Below are 18,604 nucleotides of genomic sequence, written 5' to 3' on the forward strand. Positions count from 1 at the left end.
TTATTTAGCAACGCTTACGGAGCGTGTTTCTCGAATTACTGTAATTTTGACTTGCCCGGGATAGGTCATTTCATCCTGTATGCGTTGGGCAATTTGTGCAGAAAGCCGACTGGTAGCTGCATCATCTGTTTGTTCAGCGCCTACGATTACGCGCAGCTCACGTCCTGCCTGTATCGCATATGTTTTAACTACTCCGGGGTAGGAGAGAGCCAATTGTTCCAAATCATTCAATCTCTTGATATAGGCCTCTACTATTTCGCGTCTAGCACCCGGTCTTGCTCCGCTAATGGCATCGCATACTTGCACAATAGGTGCGATCAAGCTCGTCATTTCCACTTCATCGTGGTGTGCACCTACTGCGTTGCAGATATCGGGTTTTTCCTTATACTTTTCGCAAAGTTTCATTCCCAGTATAGCGTGCGTAAGCTCGGGTTCGTCATCAGGTACTTTGCCAATGTCATGCAGTAGTCCGGCGCGTTTTGCTCTCTTCGGGTTCAATCCCAGCTCAGATGCCATTACAGCACATAGGTTAGCTGTTTCGCGGGAATGCTGTAGCAAATTCTGTCCATAGGAGGAACGATATTTCATTTTCCCAATCAAGCGAACCAATTCGGGGTGCATGCCGTGAATCCCGAGATCGATCAAAGTGCGTTTTCCTGTTTCAACGATCTCTTCTTCAACTTGCTTTCGCACCTTCTCCACCACCTCTTCGATACGTGCGGGATGAATACGTCCATCTTGTACCAACTGATGTAGGGCTAGGCGTGCTATTTCCCTTCGCACGGGGTCAAAGGCCGAGAGAACAATTGCTTCAGGGGTATCGTCTACAATGATCTCCACCTCTGTAGCTGCCTCCAAAGCACGAATATTGCGCCCTTCTCTTCCTATGATACGCCCTTTCACATCGTCATTGTCAATGTGGAATACAGTTACAGCATTTTCAATGGCTGTTTCGGTAGCAACTCGTTGGATACTTTGGATGATGATCTTCTTTGCTTCGCCTGAAGCGTTCATCTTAGTTTCCTCAACGATTTCATTGATGTAGGCTTGTGCTTCTTCGCGAGCTTCCTGTGTCATGGCGTCAATTAGATGCTGCTTAGCTTCAGCGGCACTCAGTCCGGATATTTGTTCCAAGCTACGCTTGTTCTCGGCTATAAGCGCTTCTAATTCATGTTCCTTGGACGTGATGATCTCCTGTTGCTTTTCTAAGCTTTCACGTAATGCTTCCAGCTCTCCGGTTCGCCGTCCGATTTCGCTTCTGTCACGGTTCAGCTCTAGCTCCAGATTTTGTATTTCAGTCTGCTTCTCTTCTACGATTTGCCTGCGTCTTGCGTAATCCGCCTCCTGTGATTCTTTGAGAGCTCGCAGCTCACGATCGAAATTGCGGCGCTTATCGCTCTCGCGTTGGCGCGTGCGCTGCTCCATCTCCTGTGACTCTTTTTCAGCGCGATCGCAACGTGCGGCAGCCTCTTCTTCTGCTTTGGCTACAATTGCTTTGGCATTTTGCGTAGCCTCTGCGATTTGCTGTTTGCTCAGCTTTGAAGCTCGTTTGAGGATCTCCTTAAATAATAGCACCCCGATGACTGCCAGTACCACAATCACCGCGATAGCTGTAAAAATTATCGTCTTCTGCATACCTGCATTTTCTCTGCTATGCTCCCTATCGAGAGCTTGTTAAGTAAAAGGTAAAAATCGCCCTATAAAGGGAATGAGTGCAGAGTGCTTACAGGGAATACTATATAGAGGGAGCGAGTGGAATAGTGCTTAAACCTCGAACCGCTCTAAAAAAGCGGCTGTGCGCTTACACAATTTTTCTAAGTGCGCTTCAACAGGTTGAGGATCCTTTTCACTCTTAATGATCTCAAGCTGAATAGCTGTCTCTATGGCAGCCATCAAGCGGGGCGTATCATCATCGGCATTTGCAGCTATAGAGCCGTATTTAGCTCGATAGGCATTGACCCGTTCATTGAATAGATCTCGTGCTCGTCGGTAAAGGGGTTCCTCACGAGGTGCTACCACCAAGCTGAGCTCGGTGCGGTCTACCAATAGACTAATCCGCTGCTTTTCTTGAATGGGGGGCATCTCTTAACTTTAATGTCGCACCAAGGTGCTTTATCCTTATTCTATCTCCGTTTCGAGGCTTTTAATCGCCTTTTTTATAGTCTCTTGTAAGCGTTCTAAGCGACTCCTGGCCATAAGCCAATCGCCATCATCCGCCACAATTAGGCGCGAAGTGAGCAGGTGACTATTTCTTTGGCGTAGATGCTCTGTCTCGTGCAGCAGGCTATCTCGAATGCCCTCCAAGCGTTGTATTTCTGCCTGTTGGCTTTCTATTTTGGCTTGCTGTTTCTCCACCAAATGCTCTAAACGTCGGATTAACTGATCCAGTTCCTGCAAATAGAGCTCTTCTTTTTGTGTCATTGCCCTTCCACACGCAATTGCAGCGCGCTTTTACTTCCGCAAAGATACTCTTTTATTCTCATTTTATTGTGATAACGGCTCTTCGAAGCATATAAATCCTCCTCTCCGCACGCTCTATAGGCTCTTTCTCATTAAGGGAGAGAATTAAACCCTTACCTTTGTGGAAATCTTGTGTATAGACGTATGCGAGCAGATATTTTTAAGGATTTTCAGCCGGCACTGTTAACCTCCCTCAAAAATTATAATCGGGAGAAGTTTATGGCCGATCTAATGGCCGGTATCATTGTGGGGATCGTAGCACTGCCTTTGGCAATTGCATTCGGTATCTCATCGGGTGTGACACCCGAAAAAGGGATTATCACTGCCATTATTGCAGGCTTTATCATCTCGTTCCTTGGGGGAAGCTCCGTGCAAATAGGTGGTCCTACGGGTGCCTTTATTGTCATTGTGTACGGCATAGTCGAGAAGTTTGGTCTGCAAGGCTTGGCGATTGCCACGGTAATGGCCGGTATTATGCTGCTCTTAATGGGCGTCATGAAGCTAGGATCGGTAATAAAATTCATCCCCCATCCCATTGTAGTCGGCTTTACCAGTGGTATTGCGCTAACGATCTTTTCTACACAGATAAAAGATCTTTTTGGGCTTAGCATTGAGCATGTGCCTTCTGATTTCATTGCCAAGTGGGGGGTCTATTTTGAGCATTTCCACACTATAGACATTTGGTCTACGATAATAGGCCTTGTGAGTGTAGTAATTATCTTTCTTTCCCCAAAAATATTTAAGAAGATCCCCGGCTCTTTAGTGGCAATCATCCTAATGACGTTAATTGTTTACCTAATGCGCCACTATGCCGGAGTGGAAGGAATTGATACGATCGGTGATCGATATAAAATCAGTGCCACACTACCCAAAATGGCTCCGATAGGAATCACGCTGGAGAGTATGAGAACGCTATTCCCGTCAGCATTTGCAATTGCTATGCTCGGTGCAATTGAGTCGTTATTGTCGGCTACTGTGGCCGATGGGGTTACGGGAGAGCGGCACAACTCCAATATGGAGCTGATAGCGCAAGGTGCAGCCAATATAATCACGCCTTTCTTTGGGGGAATACCGGCCACGGGTGCCATCGCACGTACCATGACCAATATAAATAATGGGGGTAAAACACCTATTGCCGGCATTATTCATGCCGTTGTGTTACTGCTTATACTGCTCTTCTTGGGCGACTTGACGAAGCATATACCTATGGCTTGCTTGGCCGGTGTATTGGTGGTGGTTGCCTACAATATGAGCGAATGGCGCTCCTTTATATCACTTTCGAAGCAGTCTCGCGAAACCTTTATCGTGTTGATGGCGACGTTCCTTCTAACGGTTATCTTTGATCTGACCATAGCCATCGCTATCGGCTTGTTGCTCTCCGTATTCATTTTCATGAAGCGTATGAATGAAAGCACTACCATATCGCAAGACTCCGGTAAACTTGATGTGCTAAAGGGTGTGGAGTATGACGCGGATAATCTGAAAAATAGTCTACTACACATACCCAAAGGGGTAGAGGTGTACGAGATTGAGGGACCCTTCTTTTTCGGGGTGGCAAATAAATTTGATGACCTTACACGCGAGATGGGCGACAAGCCTAAAGTGAGGATTATACGCATGCGCAAAGTACCATTTATGGACTCTACCGGTATAAACAATCTGGAAATGCTTTGTCGAAGAGCGCAGAAAGAGAGAATACAAATTGTCTTATCGGGAGTGAACGAAAGTGTAAGCAAAAGGTTGTATAAATCGCATGTGCCTGATATGATCGGTAAAGAGAATATATGCAACGATATACATCATGCTTTAGAGCGTGCCGATGAATTGATTAATCCTGCCGAAGCCCATTAACCCACCGCTTTGTAGAGCATAAAAAATAGACATAAGTAGGTCACTTGAAAGGTATAGATCTTTTACTTGAAAGATCTATAAGTTTCAAACGAAAGGTTGAGATGTTTTAAATGAAACATTAGGAGCTTTTTGTCGGGGAAAATATACGCTAAAAAGAGTGTAACGCGCAGAATAGTCACACGCCTTATTGCTTTTTGTTTTTTTTTTTTTTGTGTACATTTGCTGCGCAATAAGGTAATTAATTAGATAAAACACAGCTCAATTGAGAAAATGGTGGGCGAGCAGTTCGCCGGCTTCGGCATTTTGTTCGTTGGGCTAAAGGGGGCGAAGTGAGTCCCTATTCATTTAAGGAGACAACACTGAAACATGAAAAAACTGCTACTCACTCTGATGCTTGTAGTGCTCTGCCTGCCGCTCGGTGCGCAGGAAGCGTCTTATGAATTGAAGGGATTCGTCGCTATGAGTGACGGAACGCCTATACCGGGCGCCACGCTCACACTAAAGAGCGATAGCGCAGATACCCAGCTACTCGGTACGGTGAGTGATACGCGCGGTAATTATCGCTTTACGTTAAGCAAAGCGGGTACCTATCGGATGGAAGTGCGCTTTATTGGTTACAAAACGTTGAGTGAGGAGATTACTATTGCACAGCCTAAGACGGAAAGGAACATTACGTTAGAGGAAAACGTTATCGAGTTATCGGAAGTGCAAGTGGTTGCCAAACATACCAAGCTGCAAGCGAACGGCAATATACGGGTTCGTCTCAAAGGTAATCCGGTTACCAAGGGTAAAACTATGTCGGAGGTGTTACGATTCGTGCCAAGCGTAGAGGTGCACAGCAATCAATTGCTTATCAACGGCAAGGAGGATAACTTGATCTACATTGGCGATCAGGCGATCACCCCGGAGCAACTCAACGCTATTCCCCCATCCATGGTGGATCACATCGAGGTAATACCCAACCCGGGAGTCACTTTAGGAAAGCATATTAAGGGAGGCATCCTAATGATTACCCTAAGGGAACAGGAGGGGTTGCTCGGCTCCGTCAGCTTGCCCGCACAGTTCGATCAGTTGGGTGTTGTGGATGTGGGGCCTGTGCTCTTTTTGCAATATCAAAAAGCCAAAGTATCCCTCTATAATACGCTGCGGGGTGGCGGAGGACGCTATACCACTATATATGAGCGGCAGGATTGCTACGAAAGCGATGCCGTGCCAACCATCACGACTGCTGAAAGTGAGAAAAAAGAGTACGCCGTACTGGATAACTTCGGGCTGCGTTACCAAATCAATAAGCAACACGCCTTAGGTGCTTTTGGTGGGGTAACGTATAGTTGTCCCAAGGAGGAAACCATTAATCGGAACGAGCAAAAGCAACCCATACTGACCCAAGGGTATCGCCTGCATAGCCTAAATCTGAATGGTGGCATAAGTTATCAAGGGCGACTGAATGTGTATGAAGGCATGACCATTGCCTCTACACTGACCTATAGTCACTCCCGAGATAACTCCAGTGCCTACTACATTATGAATAGCGACGAGAAGGCACAGAGTACTAACCGACGGCACTACCTCAGTTTTCATCCGCGCGCTTCGCTTACCTTTGCCGGAGGGCATACACTTGCAGCGGGTATTGCCTATGCCTATGCCTCGGATTACAACGATGCCACAGGTATCGGTAATCCCATACTGGCGCAACTCAGGGAGCGGCGGTTCACCCTATCGGGCTTTGACTTTTCGCCCTACGTAGAGTATAGCAAAATGCTGACCAAGCAGCTCTACCTGCAAGCCGGCCTACGGTACCAAACCACCATAATGCACTACCGCGATGCTCTTAACCAAAAGTTAGACTACACCGTGCCTAACCGAGGACTGTACCCCAATCTGCTGCTGCAGTATATGATTAATCCGGAAAAGGCATCGGGGATAGGTTTGGCGTATCGGCATTTCTTCTCGTTACCCAACTATGGGTACTATTCGCCTGTGGCTACCTATCAAACAGCGAACTTGTACAGCATCGGGAATCGCGAACTCCGTCAGGAAACATTTGACGAAGGTGAACTCAATTACTACCTCAACCGGGATTGGAGCTTTACCTATCGGGTGCGGTATGGGCGGCACATTGTTCGGATTATGACTTATCGGGACGAGAGTGCCTCCGATCTCTTTTATACCAAACCGGACAATGTAGGCACCCAATGGGCGCACTATGCCTCCGCCGGTTTCAGCAAAACGCTGTTCCCCTTTTGGCGCACGAACAACAAGCTTTACTTCCGTTACGACCGTGAATGGATGCCCAACTACAGCGTACAGAACTTTTTAGTAGGAGGCTCTACTACGCATCAGTTTACGCTTACCAAATGGTTAGGCTTGACCATCGCTTTCTCAGGCGAGACGGCTCAAAAGCGATTGGGCTATACCATCGGAGCAAGATACGGATTGGATGTGGGCTGTTATGCCTCGCTACTGAAAGATCGATTGCAATTGAGCATCGCAGTGAACAACCTTGTGAACAATAACGATACGCTTGTAATGAGGACGGGAAACAAAACGGAGCTGCTTCGTATTGACTGCTCCCCGAAAACTCGCCTCGTGTTTACCGCTTCGTATTCGTTTTCCGCCGGAGATGTACTCAAACCGGTTAAGCGAGAGCAGGCGGCAACGCTCAATACGGAAAGACCCATTCTGTAGGGTATGAGGGCACACTTCTCCCCATAGATACAAGGCGGGTAGGAATACCGCTTTTTAGGATTAGCTTCTTTGTGTGGAATTTGCTTACTTTGTAGGTTGAAGAGAAAGAAAAGTAAGTAACTATAAAACAACAACAGAAATGGCAACACACAAGGAAGACCGGAACTTCTTTGCCGAGTTCCCCCCGATCACAACGGAGGAGTGGAAAGCAAAGATAACTACCGACCTTAAAGGGGCGCCTTACGACAAAAAGCTCGTTTGGCGTACCGGTGAAGGCTTTACCGTAGAGCCGTTCTATAGACGGGAGGATTTGGAAGGACTGACGCACCTTAATGTAGCACCTGACACATTCCCCTATATACGTTCTACACGCAATAACAACGAATGGTACGTGCGTCAAAGCGTGGCGGGAGCAACGCCTGAGGCAGCCAACAAAGAAGCATTGGATATTTTGGGAAAAGGGGGCGATTCGCTCTGTTTTGTGATTAAGGACGAATGGATCGAAACTACCTCGTTGAAAAGGCTGCTAAAAGATATCGAACTGACCGCCATTGAAATATGCTTCACCTGCTGTATGGCAAAGGCAGCAGATCTATTGAAGGTCTTTGCGCAAGTAGTAAAGGCTCGCGGCTGCGATGCGGCTAAGGTACATGGATGCGTGAACTACAATCCTTTCAAGCGCGAATTGGTGAAAGGACGCGTCTATACAGGGCGGAATACGGAAATTCGTGCCGTGATGGAGGCTGCCAAAGAGCTTCCTGCGATGCGCGTCTTAGCAGTGGAAGCTCAGTTGTTCAATTTCGCCGGAGCCTATATTACGGAGGAATTGGGCTGCGCATTGGCGTGGGGCGCTTGTCTGCTGGATACGCTGATTGAAGCGGGCTATACCGTGGAAGAGGCTGCAACGCGCATACACTTCAACTTCGGCACCTCGTCCAACTTCTTTATGGAAATAGCCAAATACCGCGCTGCACGCTGGTTGTGGGCGGAAATAGTGGCATCCCACGGAAGTGGCGACGAATACAAAGGCGATTGCGCCAAAATCTATCAGCACGCCGTTAGCTCTACGTGGAACCAAACGCGTTACGATAGTTACGTAAATCTGTTGCGGAGCCAAACCGAAACGATGAGTGCCGCTTTGGCGGGCGTGGATGCTATTTCGGTAACCCCCTTCGATACACCTTACGGTACGACGGACGATTTCAGTCGTCGTTTAGCGAGGAACCAGCAACTCTTGCTCAAGGAAGAAAGCCATTTTGATAAGGTTTTGGACCCTGCAGCCGGCTCCTACTATGTGGAAGTGCTGACTGATAAAGTGGCGAAACAGTCGTGGAGCATCTTTTTGGAAATTGATGCTGCCGGTGGATTCGCCCAACAAGCGGAAAGCGGAAAGATACAGGAACGCATCAACGCCTCTAATGCCAAACGGCACGAAGCAGTTGCCAAGCGTAAGGAAACTTTATTGGGAACCAACGAATTCCCCAACTTCAACGAAACTATTAAAGCAAAAGTGGATCAAGCAGCTTGCGTTGAGGGGCATTGCTGCGGACAGGATCACAGCAAGGAAGGCACTACTACCGCATTGGACTTTAGCCGGGGGGCATCCGCATTCGAGTCGCTCCGTTTGGCTACGGAAGGGCAAAAGCACCAACCTGTTGTATTCATGCTTACCATAGGGAACCTCGCCATGCGTTTGGCGAGGAGCCAGTTTGCCGGAAACTTCTTCGCTTGCGCAGGCTATAAGCTTATTGATAACCTGGGCTTTGAAACAGTAGAAGCAGGCGTTAAGGAAGCGTTGGACAAAAAAGCCGATGTAATCGTGCTCTGCTCCAGCGATGATGAGTATGCTCAGTATGCTCCGGAAGCATTCAAGTTGATTGATGGCAAGGTACCGCTAGTAATTGCCGGCAACCCTGCCTGCACGGACGATTTGAAAGCGTTGGGTATACGCTACTTTGTACACGTTAAGAGCGACGTGTTGGCTACGCTGCAAGAGTTTAACAAGCATTTTGGTATCGAAGAAGCATGAAACCTAACTATAACAACATCAATATAGAAGCCCGATGTGCCCAGCACAAAGCGGGCACACCGAGTGCGGCTGCGGCAGGAGCTCTTTGGCATACGGCCGAGCTGATTGACGTAAAACCGGTGTACACAAAAGAGGATATTCAGGATCTGCACCACTTGGATTATTGTAGTGGGCTGCCACCTTTCCTACGTGGCCCGTACAGTGCTATGTATCCGTTACGTCCGTGGACCATTCGTCAGTACGCAGGTTTCTCTACGGCTGAGGAGTCAAATGCATTCTATCGGCGTAACTTGGCATCCGGGCAAAAGGGACTTTCGGTTGCCTTTGACCTACCTACGCACCGCGGCTACGATGCGGACCATCCGCGTGTAGTGGGAGATGTGGGTAAAGCAGGCGTATCCATCTGTTCGTTAGAGGATATGAAGGTGCTGTTTGATGGTATTCCTTTGGGTAAAATGTCCGTCTCCATGACCATGAATGGGGCTGTGCTTCCTATTCTTGCTTTCTACATTAATGCAGGCTTGGAGCAGGGGGCTAATCTTGAAGAGATGGCGGGCACCATTCAAAACGATATTTTGAAGGAATTCATGGTGCGTAATACCTATATATATCCTCCTGAATTCTCCATGCGTATTATTGCGGATATCTTTGAGTACACCTCACAGAATATGCCTAAATTCAACTCTATCTCCATTTCCGGCTACCATATGCAGGAGGCCGGTGCTACGGCAGATATTGAGATGGCCTATACGCTCTGTGACGGAATCCAATATTTACGTGCCGGAGTCAATGCAGGCATACCGGTAGATAAATTCGCTCCTCGCCTATCCTTCTTCTGGGGGATCGGAGTCAATCACTTCATGGAGATTGCCAAGATGCGTGCTGCGCGAATGCTTTGGGCTAAGATAGTGAAGAGCTTTGGTGCAGAAAATCCTAAGAGCCTGACCCTTCGTACACACTGTCAGACATCAGGCTGGTCACTGACAGAGCAGGATCCGTACAATAATGTGGGGCGTACTTGTATTGAAGCTATGGCAGCTGTTTTGGGGCATACCCAATCGCTGCACACCAATGCGTTAGACGAGGCTATTGCGTTGCCTACTGACTTCTCAGCGCGTATTGCACGTAATACACAGATCTATATCCAAAAGGAGACGCAGGTTTGTCGCGGTATTGACCCATGGGGAGGCTCTTACTATGTAGAGTCGCTCACTAATGAATTAGTAGAAAAGGCATGGGCACACATACAGGAAATAGAAGAGATGGGTGGTATGGCTAAGGCCATCGAAACGGGTCTTCCCAAGATGCGTATCGAGGAAGCTGCTGCACGCACTCAGGCTCGCATCGACTCCCATCAGCAGGTTATTATTGGTGTCAACAAATATCGATTGGAGCATGAAGCACCAATTGACATTCTTGAGATTGATAATACAGCCGTTCGCACCCAGCAGGTAGAGCGCCTTAAAGAACTTCGCAAAAATCGTAATGAGAAAGAGGTTAAGGAGGCACTTGCCGCTATTACGGAGTGCGTGAAGACAGGCAAGGGTAATCTGCTTGATTTGGCCGTAAAGGCAGCAGGGAAGCGTGCCTCTTTAGGGGAAATATCCGATGCGTGCGAAGAGGTTGTCGGTAGATATAAAGCAGTCATTAGAACTATTTCAGGCGTGTACTCAAAAGAAACCGGACAAGACCAAGAATTTGCCTACGCCAGTGCGTTGGCTAAGGAATTTGCAGAAAAAGAGGGTCGTCAGCCTCGTATTATGATAGCCAAGATGGGACAAGACGGACATGACCGCGGTGCAAAGGTAGTGGCTACCGGTTATGCCGATGTGGGCTTTGACGTGGATATGGGACCGCTGTTCCAAACTCCGGAAGAGGCCGCTCGTCAGGCAGTAGAGAATGACGTGAATATACTTGGCGTCAGCTCGCTTGCTGCCGGTCATAAAACGCTTATCCCACAAGTGATCGCTGAACTGAAGAGGCTGGGACGCGACGATATAATGGTTACGGCAGGTGGGGTTATTCCGGCACAGGACTACGACTTCCTATACAAGGCAGGCGTGGCAGCCATCTTCGGGCCCGGTACTCCGGTGGCTTACTCAGCCGGTAAGTGTTTGGAGCTTCTATTGGGTAAAGAGGGAGCTACTGCCTAATCCCATTATAGCATTTAATGAATTCACTATAATATGACACAAGAGGTTAATAGAAAAATAGAAAGAGCACTGATCTCTGTTTACAACAAAGAGGGACTAAAACCTCTGTTGGAGACGCTTAGTGCCCTAAACGTAGAGTTTATTTCTACAGGGGGAACGCAGCGTTACATAGAAGAGGCAGGCTATCCCTGTCGAAAAGTAGAAGACTTGACCGGTTTCCCTGCTATTTTGGGTGGTCGTGTCAAGACGCTTCACCCTACTATCTTTGGGGGTATTCTGGCACGTCGTGAGCTGGAACAAGATAGGGCAGAGATGCAGCAGCACGCTATTGAGTTTATTGACCTTGTTGTGGTTGATCTATATCCCTTTGAGGAAGTACTCCGTGCGGGTGCTTCCGAGGAGGAGCTTATAGAAAAAATCGATATCGGAGGAGTCTCCCTTATAAGAGCGGCCGCCAAGAATTACCATGATGTGGCAGTCATTGCATCAAAAGATGCCTTAGGGGACTTCTGCAAAGCCGTAAAAGCGCACGAAGGAGTTACTACGCTTGAAATGCGCCGTACATGGGCTGCAGCTGCTTTTTGCCATGTCACTGCTTATGATAGGGCTATAAGCGACTATTTCTCGGGAGGCGAGTCTATACCGTTGCCTCATGACTTACAGCCGGCTCAGGCGTTGCGCTATGGAGAGAATCCGCACCAAAAGGGATACTTTTTTGCACCGGAGAAGGCTTTATTTGAGCAACTACAAGGTAAAGAGCTTTCCTACAACAACCTGCGAGATGCAGATGCTGCAATGCAACTCATTGCTGAGTTTGAACAAACTCCCTGCTTCGCAGTCATTAAGCACATGAATCCCTGTGGCATAGCCAAAGGGAAAGACATTGCAGAGGCTTGGCAAAGAGCTTTTGATGCAGATAGAGAGTCGGCATTTGGAGGTATTCTGATAGCCAATCGCTGCATAGATGAAAGGACAGCAAATGCCGTATCGGGGATATTCTTCGAAGTGCTTATTGCACCTGATTATACGGAAGAGGCGCTTAATTGTTTAGCAAAGAAATCTAAGCGTATAGTACTAAAGCAGCTTGATGCGATTCATACTACTTTTAACTATACGAGTGCCCTTAACGGACTTATGTGTCAGGAACGGGATGTGGCTTGCGATACAGATTGTCGTCAAGTGACTGACAAAGCGTCTACAGAGCAGGAAAAGCAAGATATGCTCTTTGCTATGAAAGCGGTTAAGCACTGTAAAAGCAACGCGATCGTATTAGTGCGGGATGGCATGATGCTAGCTCATGGTATAGGTCAAACTTCGCGTATTGCCGCCTTGCAGCAAGCTATAGACAAAGCGAAGCGCAACGGATTTGATTTGCACGGAGCCGTAATGGCTAGTGACGCATTCTTCCCCTTTAGTGATTGTGTAGAAACTGCTGCACGGGAAGGCATTACCGCTATTATACAGCCCGGAGGATCCATTAGAGATCAAGAGAGCATTGATGCAGCGAACCAACATGGTATAGCCATGCTCTTCACCGGGAAAAGACATTTCAGACACTAATTGAAAGATACATATAGAGAGCAAGTATGGGATTATTCTCCTTCAAACAGGAATTGGCAATTGATTTGGGAACAGCCAATACGGTCATCCTTAAAGATGGTAAGATCGTACTGGATGAACCCAGCGTGGTAGCCTTTGACCTTCGTACCAATGAAGTACTCGCAGTAGGAACCAAAGCACGGGAAATGTATGAAAAAGGACATGCCTTCATTCATACGGTCCGTCCCCTTAAAGATGGGGTAATTGCTGACTTTAATGCTGCCGAACAGATGATTCGGGGCATGGTTAAGCAAATCAACAAAAAGTCTCACCGCCTCTTTTCTCCGGCACTAAAGATGGTTGTAAGCATCCCTTCCGGTAGTACAGAGGTGGAAACGCGTGCCGTGCATGACTCCAGTGAGCATGCAGGAGGAAGAGATGTGTACATGCTCTATGAGCCTATGGCTGCGGCTATCGGTATCGGGGTGGATGTACTTGCACCGGAGGGAAACATGATAGTAGATATAGGTGGAGGTACGACCGAAATAGCCGTTATATCCTACGGAGGTATTGCTACTAAACAATCCATTCGTGTAGCCGGTGACGTACTGACGAACGATATCGTTGAATATATGCGTCGCACTCATAATGTGCGTATCGGTGAGCGTACCGCCGAAGAGATCAAAATAAAAGTAGGAAGTGCACTAAAAGAGCTGGATAATCCGCCGGAAGACTTTTTGGTAACCGGTGCAGACCAGATGGATACCTTACCTCGGCAGATACCGGTCAACTACTCAGAGATAGCCTCATGTTTGGATGTATCCATCAAAAAGATGGAGGATGCTATTCTGAAAACACTGGAAGAAACTCCTCCTGAGCTGTATGGTGATGTCGTAGAGCGCGGTATCAACCTGACCGGAGGAGGCGCTTTGCTGAGGGGACTTGATAAGCGATTCTCCGATCGCTTCGGAATAAAATTTATCGTACCTGAAGATCCCCTGCACGCAGTAGCAAAAGGAACCAGCGAAGCACTGAAGAATACTGATTCATTTAACTTCCTTATCCGATAAGCAGTGCTTATCGCCATGCCCCAATGCGCAAGTTCTTCGATTTTATCGTTTCAAAAGTGCATTGGCTACTCCTCATTTTATTTGAGGTAATTGCCCTGACGCTACTTTTCAATCGTTCAGCCTATCACCACTTTCTCAATATTGGGTATTCAAATCGAGTTATGGTTGAGTTACTCAGAGCAAGTGGTGAGTTCAAAGGCTACATTGGATTAAGAGAAGAGAATAAGCGCTTAGCCAATCGAATTATAGAGGTCGAGACGGCTTATCATGCCCTTCGGCAGAGCATGGACTATGCCAAGGCAAATAATGACTCTGTATCCGGACTGCGGTTGGATACCCTTCAAGCGCACCCTCCTATCCATTATAAGGTGGCAAAGGTGCTCTCTACGTCAGTAAACAGCAATTACAATCTGATCATTATTGATAAGGGGTCAAAAGATGGTATACGCCCCGAGATGGGAGTACTCTCGGCACATGGCGTAGCAGGCATTGTTGCTTCTACGAGGGATCACTATGCTGTAGTGGTGCCTCTTACCAATATCAACCTGAAGCTTAGTTGTAAGTTATACCATACTAATTTTATGGGTACGCTTTCGTGGGAGAGTCCGCAGCAAGAGCTACTTAGGCTCAACGATCTGTCTATTCATGCTACTTATAGTCCCGGAGATACAGTGGTGACAAGTGGGTATTCCTCTATCTTTCCGCCTGATTTATACATTGGGCGTGTGGCATCTAAGCCAAAGAGTACGGATAAGCTCTCGTTCGGTGGTAAGTATGTGGCAGTAGAGCCGGGCACGCAGTTTGCTACTTTGCAGTGGGTATATGTAATTATGGATCAACCCACGGTAAAGCCTTCTGAGCTTGACTCGATAAAAAATAACTACTATTGGCAACAATAAGAGAATAAGGGAGGAGATGAAGAGAGCGCATTTATCTTTCGTTTTGAAGCTACTCATCGTACTATTGTTGCAGATATTAGTACTGAATGAGCTGTTTCTATGGCGTTATGCCACGCCCTTTGCTTATCCCTTATTACTTTTCTTTTTCCCCATTGATACGAAGAAGTCTGTATATACCCTCACCGGTGGTCTCGTGGGGCTACTCATTGATGCCGTTTCGGCTACTGCCGGTTTGCATACGGCTGCTTTTACGGCGGTGAGTTTCCTTTATGGGTATCTACTTCCTTTCTTTGTAGTAGCCGATGCTGATCCTTCCTCTCTCCCCTCTGTGCAGAGAGATGCCAGCAAGCCTTTAGTTCTACTGCTATTGATCTTACTGCTCCATCACCTAATACTCTTTTCCTTGGATGCAATTGGAAGTGCTTCTATAGGTTACCTTGCCCTACGTATGCTGTGTAGCTTAATAGCCAGCTATGTAATAGCTATGATCGTTATGCTCTTTACAAATAGAAAGAGCAAGTAAACTAATCAGTATGCCCAAAGCGCATCCCAAAAATGATTTCGGCGATCGGCAGGTACTTATGGTGCTGCTCTCTGCTGTGGTCATATTCGGGTATATAGGACGTCTTTTCTATTTGCAGATTATTTCTGATGAGTATACCCGTAAGGCAGAGCGAAATGCTTTCTATTATCGTATTCAATATCCTGCCCGAGGCGCTATATTTGACCGCAATGACAAACTCGTAGTGTATAATGAACCGGTCTACGACATTATGGTTACAATGCACGATTTGAGCCAATTCGATACAATTGCTTTTTGTAACCTCTTAGGAGTAAATAAAACTTTCTTTGACGCCCGACTGGCTGCCGTTACCGACCGCAAGGTTAATCCGGGCTATACACGCTACGCACCCCAACTGCTCTTGTCGCAAGTTACACCCGAGTATGCAGGTCGATTCCAAGAGCAACTATTTCGCTTCCCGGGATTCTCTGTAAGGCAACGCTATACCCGACACTTTACCATGCCGAATGCAGCTCATATTTTAGGATATTTGGGTGAGTGTAACCGCAATGAATTAGAAGCAGACTCTACACTCTCCGTAGGGGATTATATAGGTAAAAGCGGAGTGGAGAAAAGCTATGAAAAGGTACTTCGGGGGCAAAAAGGCTATGAAGTGCTGTTGCGGGATGCCCGAGGTCGCTTGCAGGGAAGGTATAACAATGGTCTTAACGATATACCCGGTGAACCGGGGAAGAATATCAACCTATCGATAGATATGGATTTACAAGCTTTTGGAGAGCGACTGATGCGCGGAAAGCTTGGTGCTATTGTGGCAATTGAGCCATCTACAGGAGAAATATTAGCCATGGTGTCATCCCCGGGCTATGATCCGTCACGACTTACGGGAAAGGATCTCCCTGAGAACTATCGAATATTGCAAACAGCGATAGGTAAACCTTTATTTAATAGGGCAACTATGGGAACCTATCCGCCCGGTTCGACCTTCAAGGCAGCACAGGGGGCTATGTTTCTCTCAGAGGGGGTAATTAACCTTTCTACACGCTTCCCATGCTATCACGGCTATCCCCCTTTGCATAACAAACCGGCTTGTCACGGACATAGCTCGCCTTTGGGAATCCAATTTGCTATTGCCACTTCTTGCAATTCTTTCTTTTGCTGGGGCTTACGCAATATGATAGACGACCGTAATCGCTATAGCTCTGCACAGGAGGCTTTTACCCATTGGAAAGACCATATGGTTGATTTGGGATTCGGCTACTGCTTAGGCATCGACTTACCGGGCGAGAAGCGCGGCTATATACCGAATAGTGACGTGTATGATAAGATATACAAGGGGCGATGGAATAGCTCTACTATTATCTCCGTTGCTATTGGGCAGGGAGAAGTCACTGTTACTCCTCTTCAAATTGCCAACTTGGCTGCTACGGTGGCCAATAGAGGGTATTACTACAAACCGCATATTGTGAAGCGTATTCAAGGAGGAACTTTAGACTCTATCTATCTAACGCCTCATGTGACTACAATTGATCGCTCGGCTTGGCAGGTAATAGCCGATGGTATGGCAGATGCAGTTAAGATGGGCACCTGTAGAGGCGCTGACTTTGCTCCTGGGGAAATAGTAGTATGCGGTAAAACGGGTACAGCTCAGAATCCACATGGTAAGGATCACTCTGCGTTTATGGGCTTTGCACCAAAAGACAATCCGCGTATTGCGGTTGCTGTCTATGTAGAGAATGGCGGCTTTGGTGCTGTGTACGGGGTGCCTATTGGGCGACTGATGATAGAATATTATCTGAGAAATGGGGAATTAAGCCCTTCTGGTGAAGCCGTTGCAAGGGTCATGGAAGAACGACAGATTGCTTATGGACAGACTATCTAAACCCCACCTCACCTCCGGAGGTACTATCTTCTCTCGCATTGACCGATGGCTGGCAGCTTGCTACTTTGCCCTCATCATTATTGGTTGGGTAGCTATTTGCGGAGCTAGCTACAGCTTTGATATAGCTGCTCTTTTTTCTCTTGATTCACGTCCGATAATGCAGCTTATCTGGTGGGGTATGAGCCTTCTCTTGATACTATTTATCTTGCTCTTGGACAAGGATTTTTTTCCCACCTTTGCACCCATTCTATATATTGCCTTTATCCTTTTGCTGCTTGTTACCCTCTTTGTCGCTCGAGATATCAAGGGGTCACGCTCGTGGCTCGAAATAGGCTCCTTAAGGTTGCAACCTGCAGAATTTGCCAAGGTGGCTACTGCACTAATGCTTGCTTACGTGGTAAGCCGATACAATTTCCATTTTCACTCTTTTCGAAGTTATGCGGAGGTATTCGGTATTGTGTTGCTGCCGGTAGTGCTTATCATATTGCAAAAAGAGACTGGTAGTGCTTTGGTATACGCTGCTTTCTTTATTGCTCTTTACAGGGAGGGGTTCTCAGGCTACTTCTTAAGTATTGCCTCGTTGATGATCTTTCTTTTTGTTGCGGTACTTACGTTGAATGGTGTGCAATGGGGCGCCACAAGGGCCGATCTGTGGCTTGTGGCTACTACTACACTGCTTGCTGCCATTCGGATGCTCTTTCTATTACAGAGGCGCTATGTAAAGGACTTTGCACGTTCGCTCTACGTTATACCTGCCGCTTACCTTCTTACCATAATCATATCGCTTTTCATACCCTTTGATTGGAGCTATACGGCTATATTCCTACTGACTGTATTTATTATTTATGTACTCTTCTTAGCTATCCGTTATGCTTCTCAACGTTATTTGTGGACTGTGCTCTTCTCTGTTGGTGTGATCTTGTACTCACTTTCGGTGAATCAGGTCTACAATCATGTATTGCAACCTCACCAGCAGCAGCGTATTGCTGTTTCCTTAGGTCTGAAACAGGATATTCGTGGGGTGGGGTATAATGTGAATCAGGCTAAAATAGCAATTGGTAGCGGAGGATGGACCGGAAAGGGCTTTCTTAAAGGCACGCAGACGAAGCTGAACTATGTGCCTGAGCAGGATACGGACTTTATCTTTTGTACGATAGGGGAAGAGTGGGGCTTTATCGGAGCTTCTCTGCTCTTACTCGTTTATTTCGTACTTATTTTGCGGTTGATTTACCTCGCAGATCGGCAAAGCTCTGCATTTGCCCGTATATATGGTTATTGCGTAGCGGCGGTATTTCTCTTTCATGTAGCCATCAATGTGGGCATGGTGATCGGTATTATACCGGTGATTGGCATTCCGCTTCCATTCATTAGTTATGGGGGCTCTTCGCTGTGGGCATTTACCATAATGCTTTTTATTTTCATCCGTTTAGATGCAGCAAAAGAATAGGCTTTTGCACAAGATGAAGAGGAGGAGAATGCAACAATCCTCTTTCTAGTACAGCTTTGTAGCTAT

The 18,604-nt window shown here is 47.1% G+C and carries 13 protein-coding genes; 10 read left to right on the forward strand and 3 right to left on the reverse strand.

From position 1 onward, the window contains the following. The 3 genes from rny to ACLWMH_RS00910 all read right to left on the reverse strand — a co-directional run bounded on the left by rny (position 1) and on the right by ACLWMH_RS00910 (position 2,421). Positions 1-1,635, reverse strand: coding sequence for a ribonuclease Y (gene rny, locus ACLWMH_RS00900; protein ID WP_411914885.1), 1,635 nt, complete (start codon positions 1,633-1,635; stop codon positions 1-3). A gap of 129 nt (positions 1,636-1,764) precedes the next feature. After that, complete coding sequence (gene zapA, locus ACLWMH_RS00905) at positions 1,765-2,082, reverse strand: cell division protein ZapA (RefSeq protein ID WP_411914886.1); 318 nt, start codon at positions 2,080-2,082, stop codon at positions 1,765-1,767. A gap of 36 nt (positions 2,083-2,118) precedes the next feature. Next, the gene (locus ACLWMH_RS00910) at positions 2,119-2,421 is read right to left on the reverse strand and encodes a restriction endonuclease subunit S domain-containing protein (RefSeq protein ID WP_411914887.1); all 303 of its coding nucleotides are present in this window, start codon (positions 2,419-2,421) and stop codon (positions 2,119-2,121) included. Positions 2,422-2,679: 258 nt separating this feature from the next. Here ACLWMH_RS00910 and ACLWMH_RS00915 point away from each other — a divergent pair, with 258 nt between their 5' ends. The 10 genes from ACLWMH_RS00915 (at position 2,680) to rodA (ending at position 18,538) form a co-directional block, all read left to right on the forward strand. Next, a complete protein-coding gene (locus ACLWMH_RS00915; RefSeq protein ID WP_411915591.1) occupies positions 2,680-4,311 on the forward strand; it encodes a SulP family inorganic anion transporter in 1,632 nt (543 codons plus the stop codon). 366 nt (positions 4,312-4,677) lie between these two features. Beyond that, positions 4,678-6,999: an outer membrane beta-barrel protein gene (locus ACLWMH_RS00920; protein ID WP_411914888.1), complete on the forward strand. Its 2,322-nt coding sequence runs from the start codon at positions 4,678-4,680 to the stop codon at positions 6,997-6,999. A gap of 139 nt (positions 7,000-7,138) precedes the next feature. Continuing rightward, the gene (gene mutA / locus ACLWMH_RS00925) at positions 7,139-9,028 is read left to right on the forward strand and encodes a methylmalonyl-CoA mutase small subunit (RefSeq protein ID WP_411914889.1); all 1,890 of its coding nucleotides are present in this window, start codon (positions 7,139-7,141) and stop codon (positions 9,026-9,028) included. Next, positions 9,025-11,181 carry a methylmalonyl-CoA mutase gene (gene scpA / locus ACLWMH_RS00930; RefSeq protein ID WP_411914890.1) on the forward strand — a complete coding sequence of 719 codons (2,157 nt, stop codon included), beginning with the start codon at positions 9,025-9,027 and terminating at the stop codon, positions 11,179-11,181. Before mutA ends, scpA begins: the two co-directional genes overlap by 4 nt. Positions 11,182-11,214: 33 nt before the next feature. After that, positions 11,215-12,741: a bifunctional phosphoribosylaminoimidazolecarboxamide formyltransferase/IMP cyclohydrolase gene (purH, locus tag ACLWMH_RS00935; RefSeq protein ID WP_411914891.1), complete on the forward strand. Its 1,527-nt coding sequence runs from the start codon at positions 11,215-11,217 to the stop codon at positions 12,739-12,741. Positions 12,742-12,767: 26 nt separating this feature from the next. Then, positions 12,768-13,790 carry a rod shape-determining protein gene (locus ACLWMH_RS00940; protein ID WP_411914892.1) on the forward strand — a complete coding sequence of 341 codons (1,023 nt, stop codon included), beginning with the start codon at positions 12,768-12,770 and terminating at the stop codon, positions 13,788-13,790. Positions 13,791-13,813: 23 nt separating this feature from the next. Further along, positions 13,814-14,689, forward strand: coding sequence for a rod shape-determining protein MreC (gene mreC / locus ACLWMH_RS00945; RefSeq protein ID WP_411914893.1), 876 nt, complete (start codon positions 13,814-13,816; stop codon positions 14,687-14,689). A gap of 16 nt (positions 14,690-14,705) precedes the next feature. Next, positions 14,706-15,212 carry a rod shape-determining protein MreD gene (gene mreD, locus ACLWMH_RS00950; RefSeq protein WP_411914894.1) on the forward strand — a complete coding sequence of 169 codons (507 nt, stop codon included), beginning with the start codon at positions 14,706-14,708 and terminating at the stop codon, positions 15,210-15,212. Positions 15,213-15,222: 10 nt separating this feature from the next. Next, positions 15,223-17,091 carry a penicillin-binding transpeptidase domain-containing protein gene (locus ACLWMH_RS00955; protein WP_411914895.1) on the forward strand — a complete coding sequence of 623 codons (1,869 nt, stop codon included), beginning with the start codon at positions 15,223-15,225 and terminating at the stop codon, positions 17,089-17,091. Beyond that, entirely contained in the window at positions 17,075-18,538 is a 1,464-nt protein-coding gene (gene rodA / locus ACLWMH_RS00960) for a rod shape-determining protein RodA (RefSeq protein WP_411914896.1), read from the forward strand. The genes ACLWMH_RS00955 and rodA overlap by 17 nt, the downstream gene beginning before the upstream one ends. Positions 18,539-18,604 lie beyond the last annotated feature (66 nt).

This window comes from Porphyromonas miyakawae, from assembly GCF_045865415.1.
In the GTDB taxonomy this organism is placed as follows: domain Bacteria; phylum Bacteroidota; class Bacteroidia; order Bacteroidales; family Porphyromonadaceae; genus Porphyromonas; species Porphyromonas miyakawae.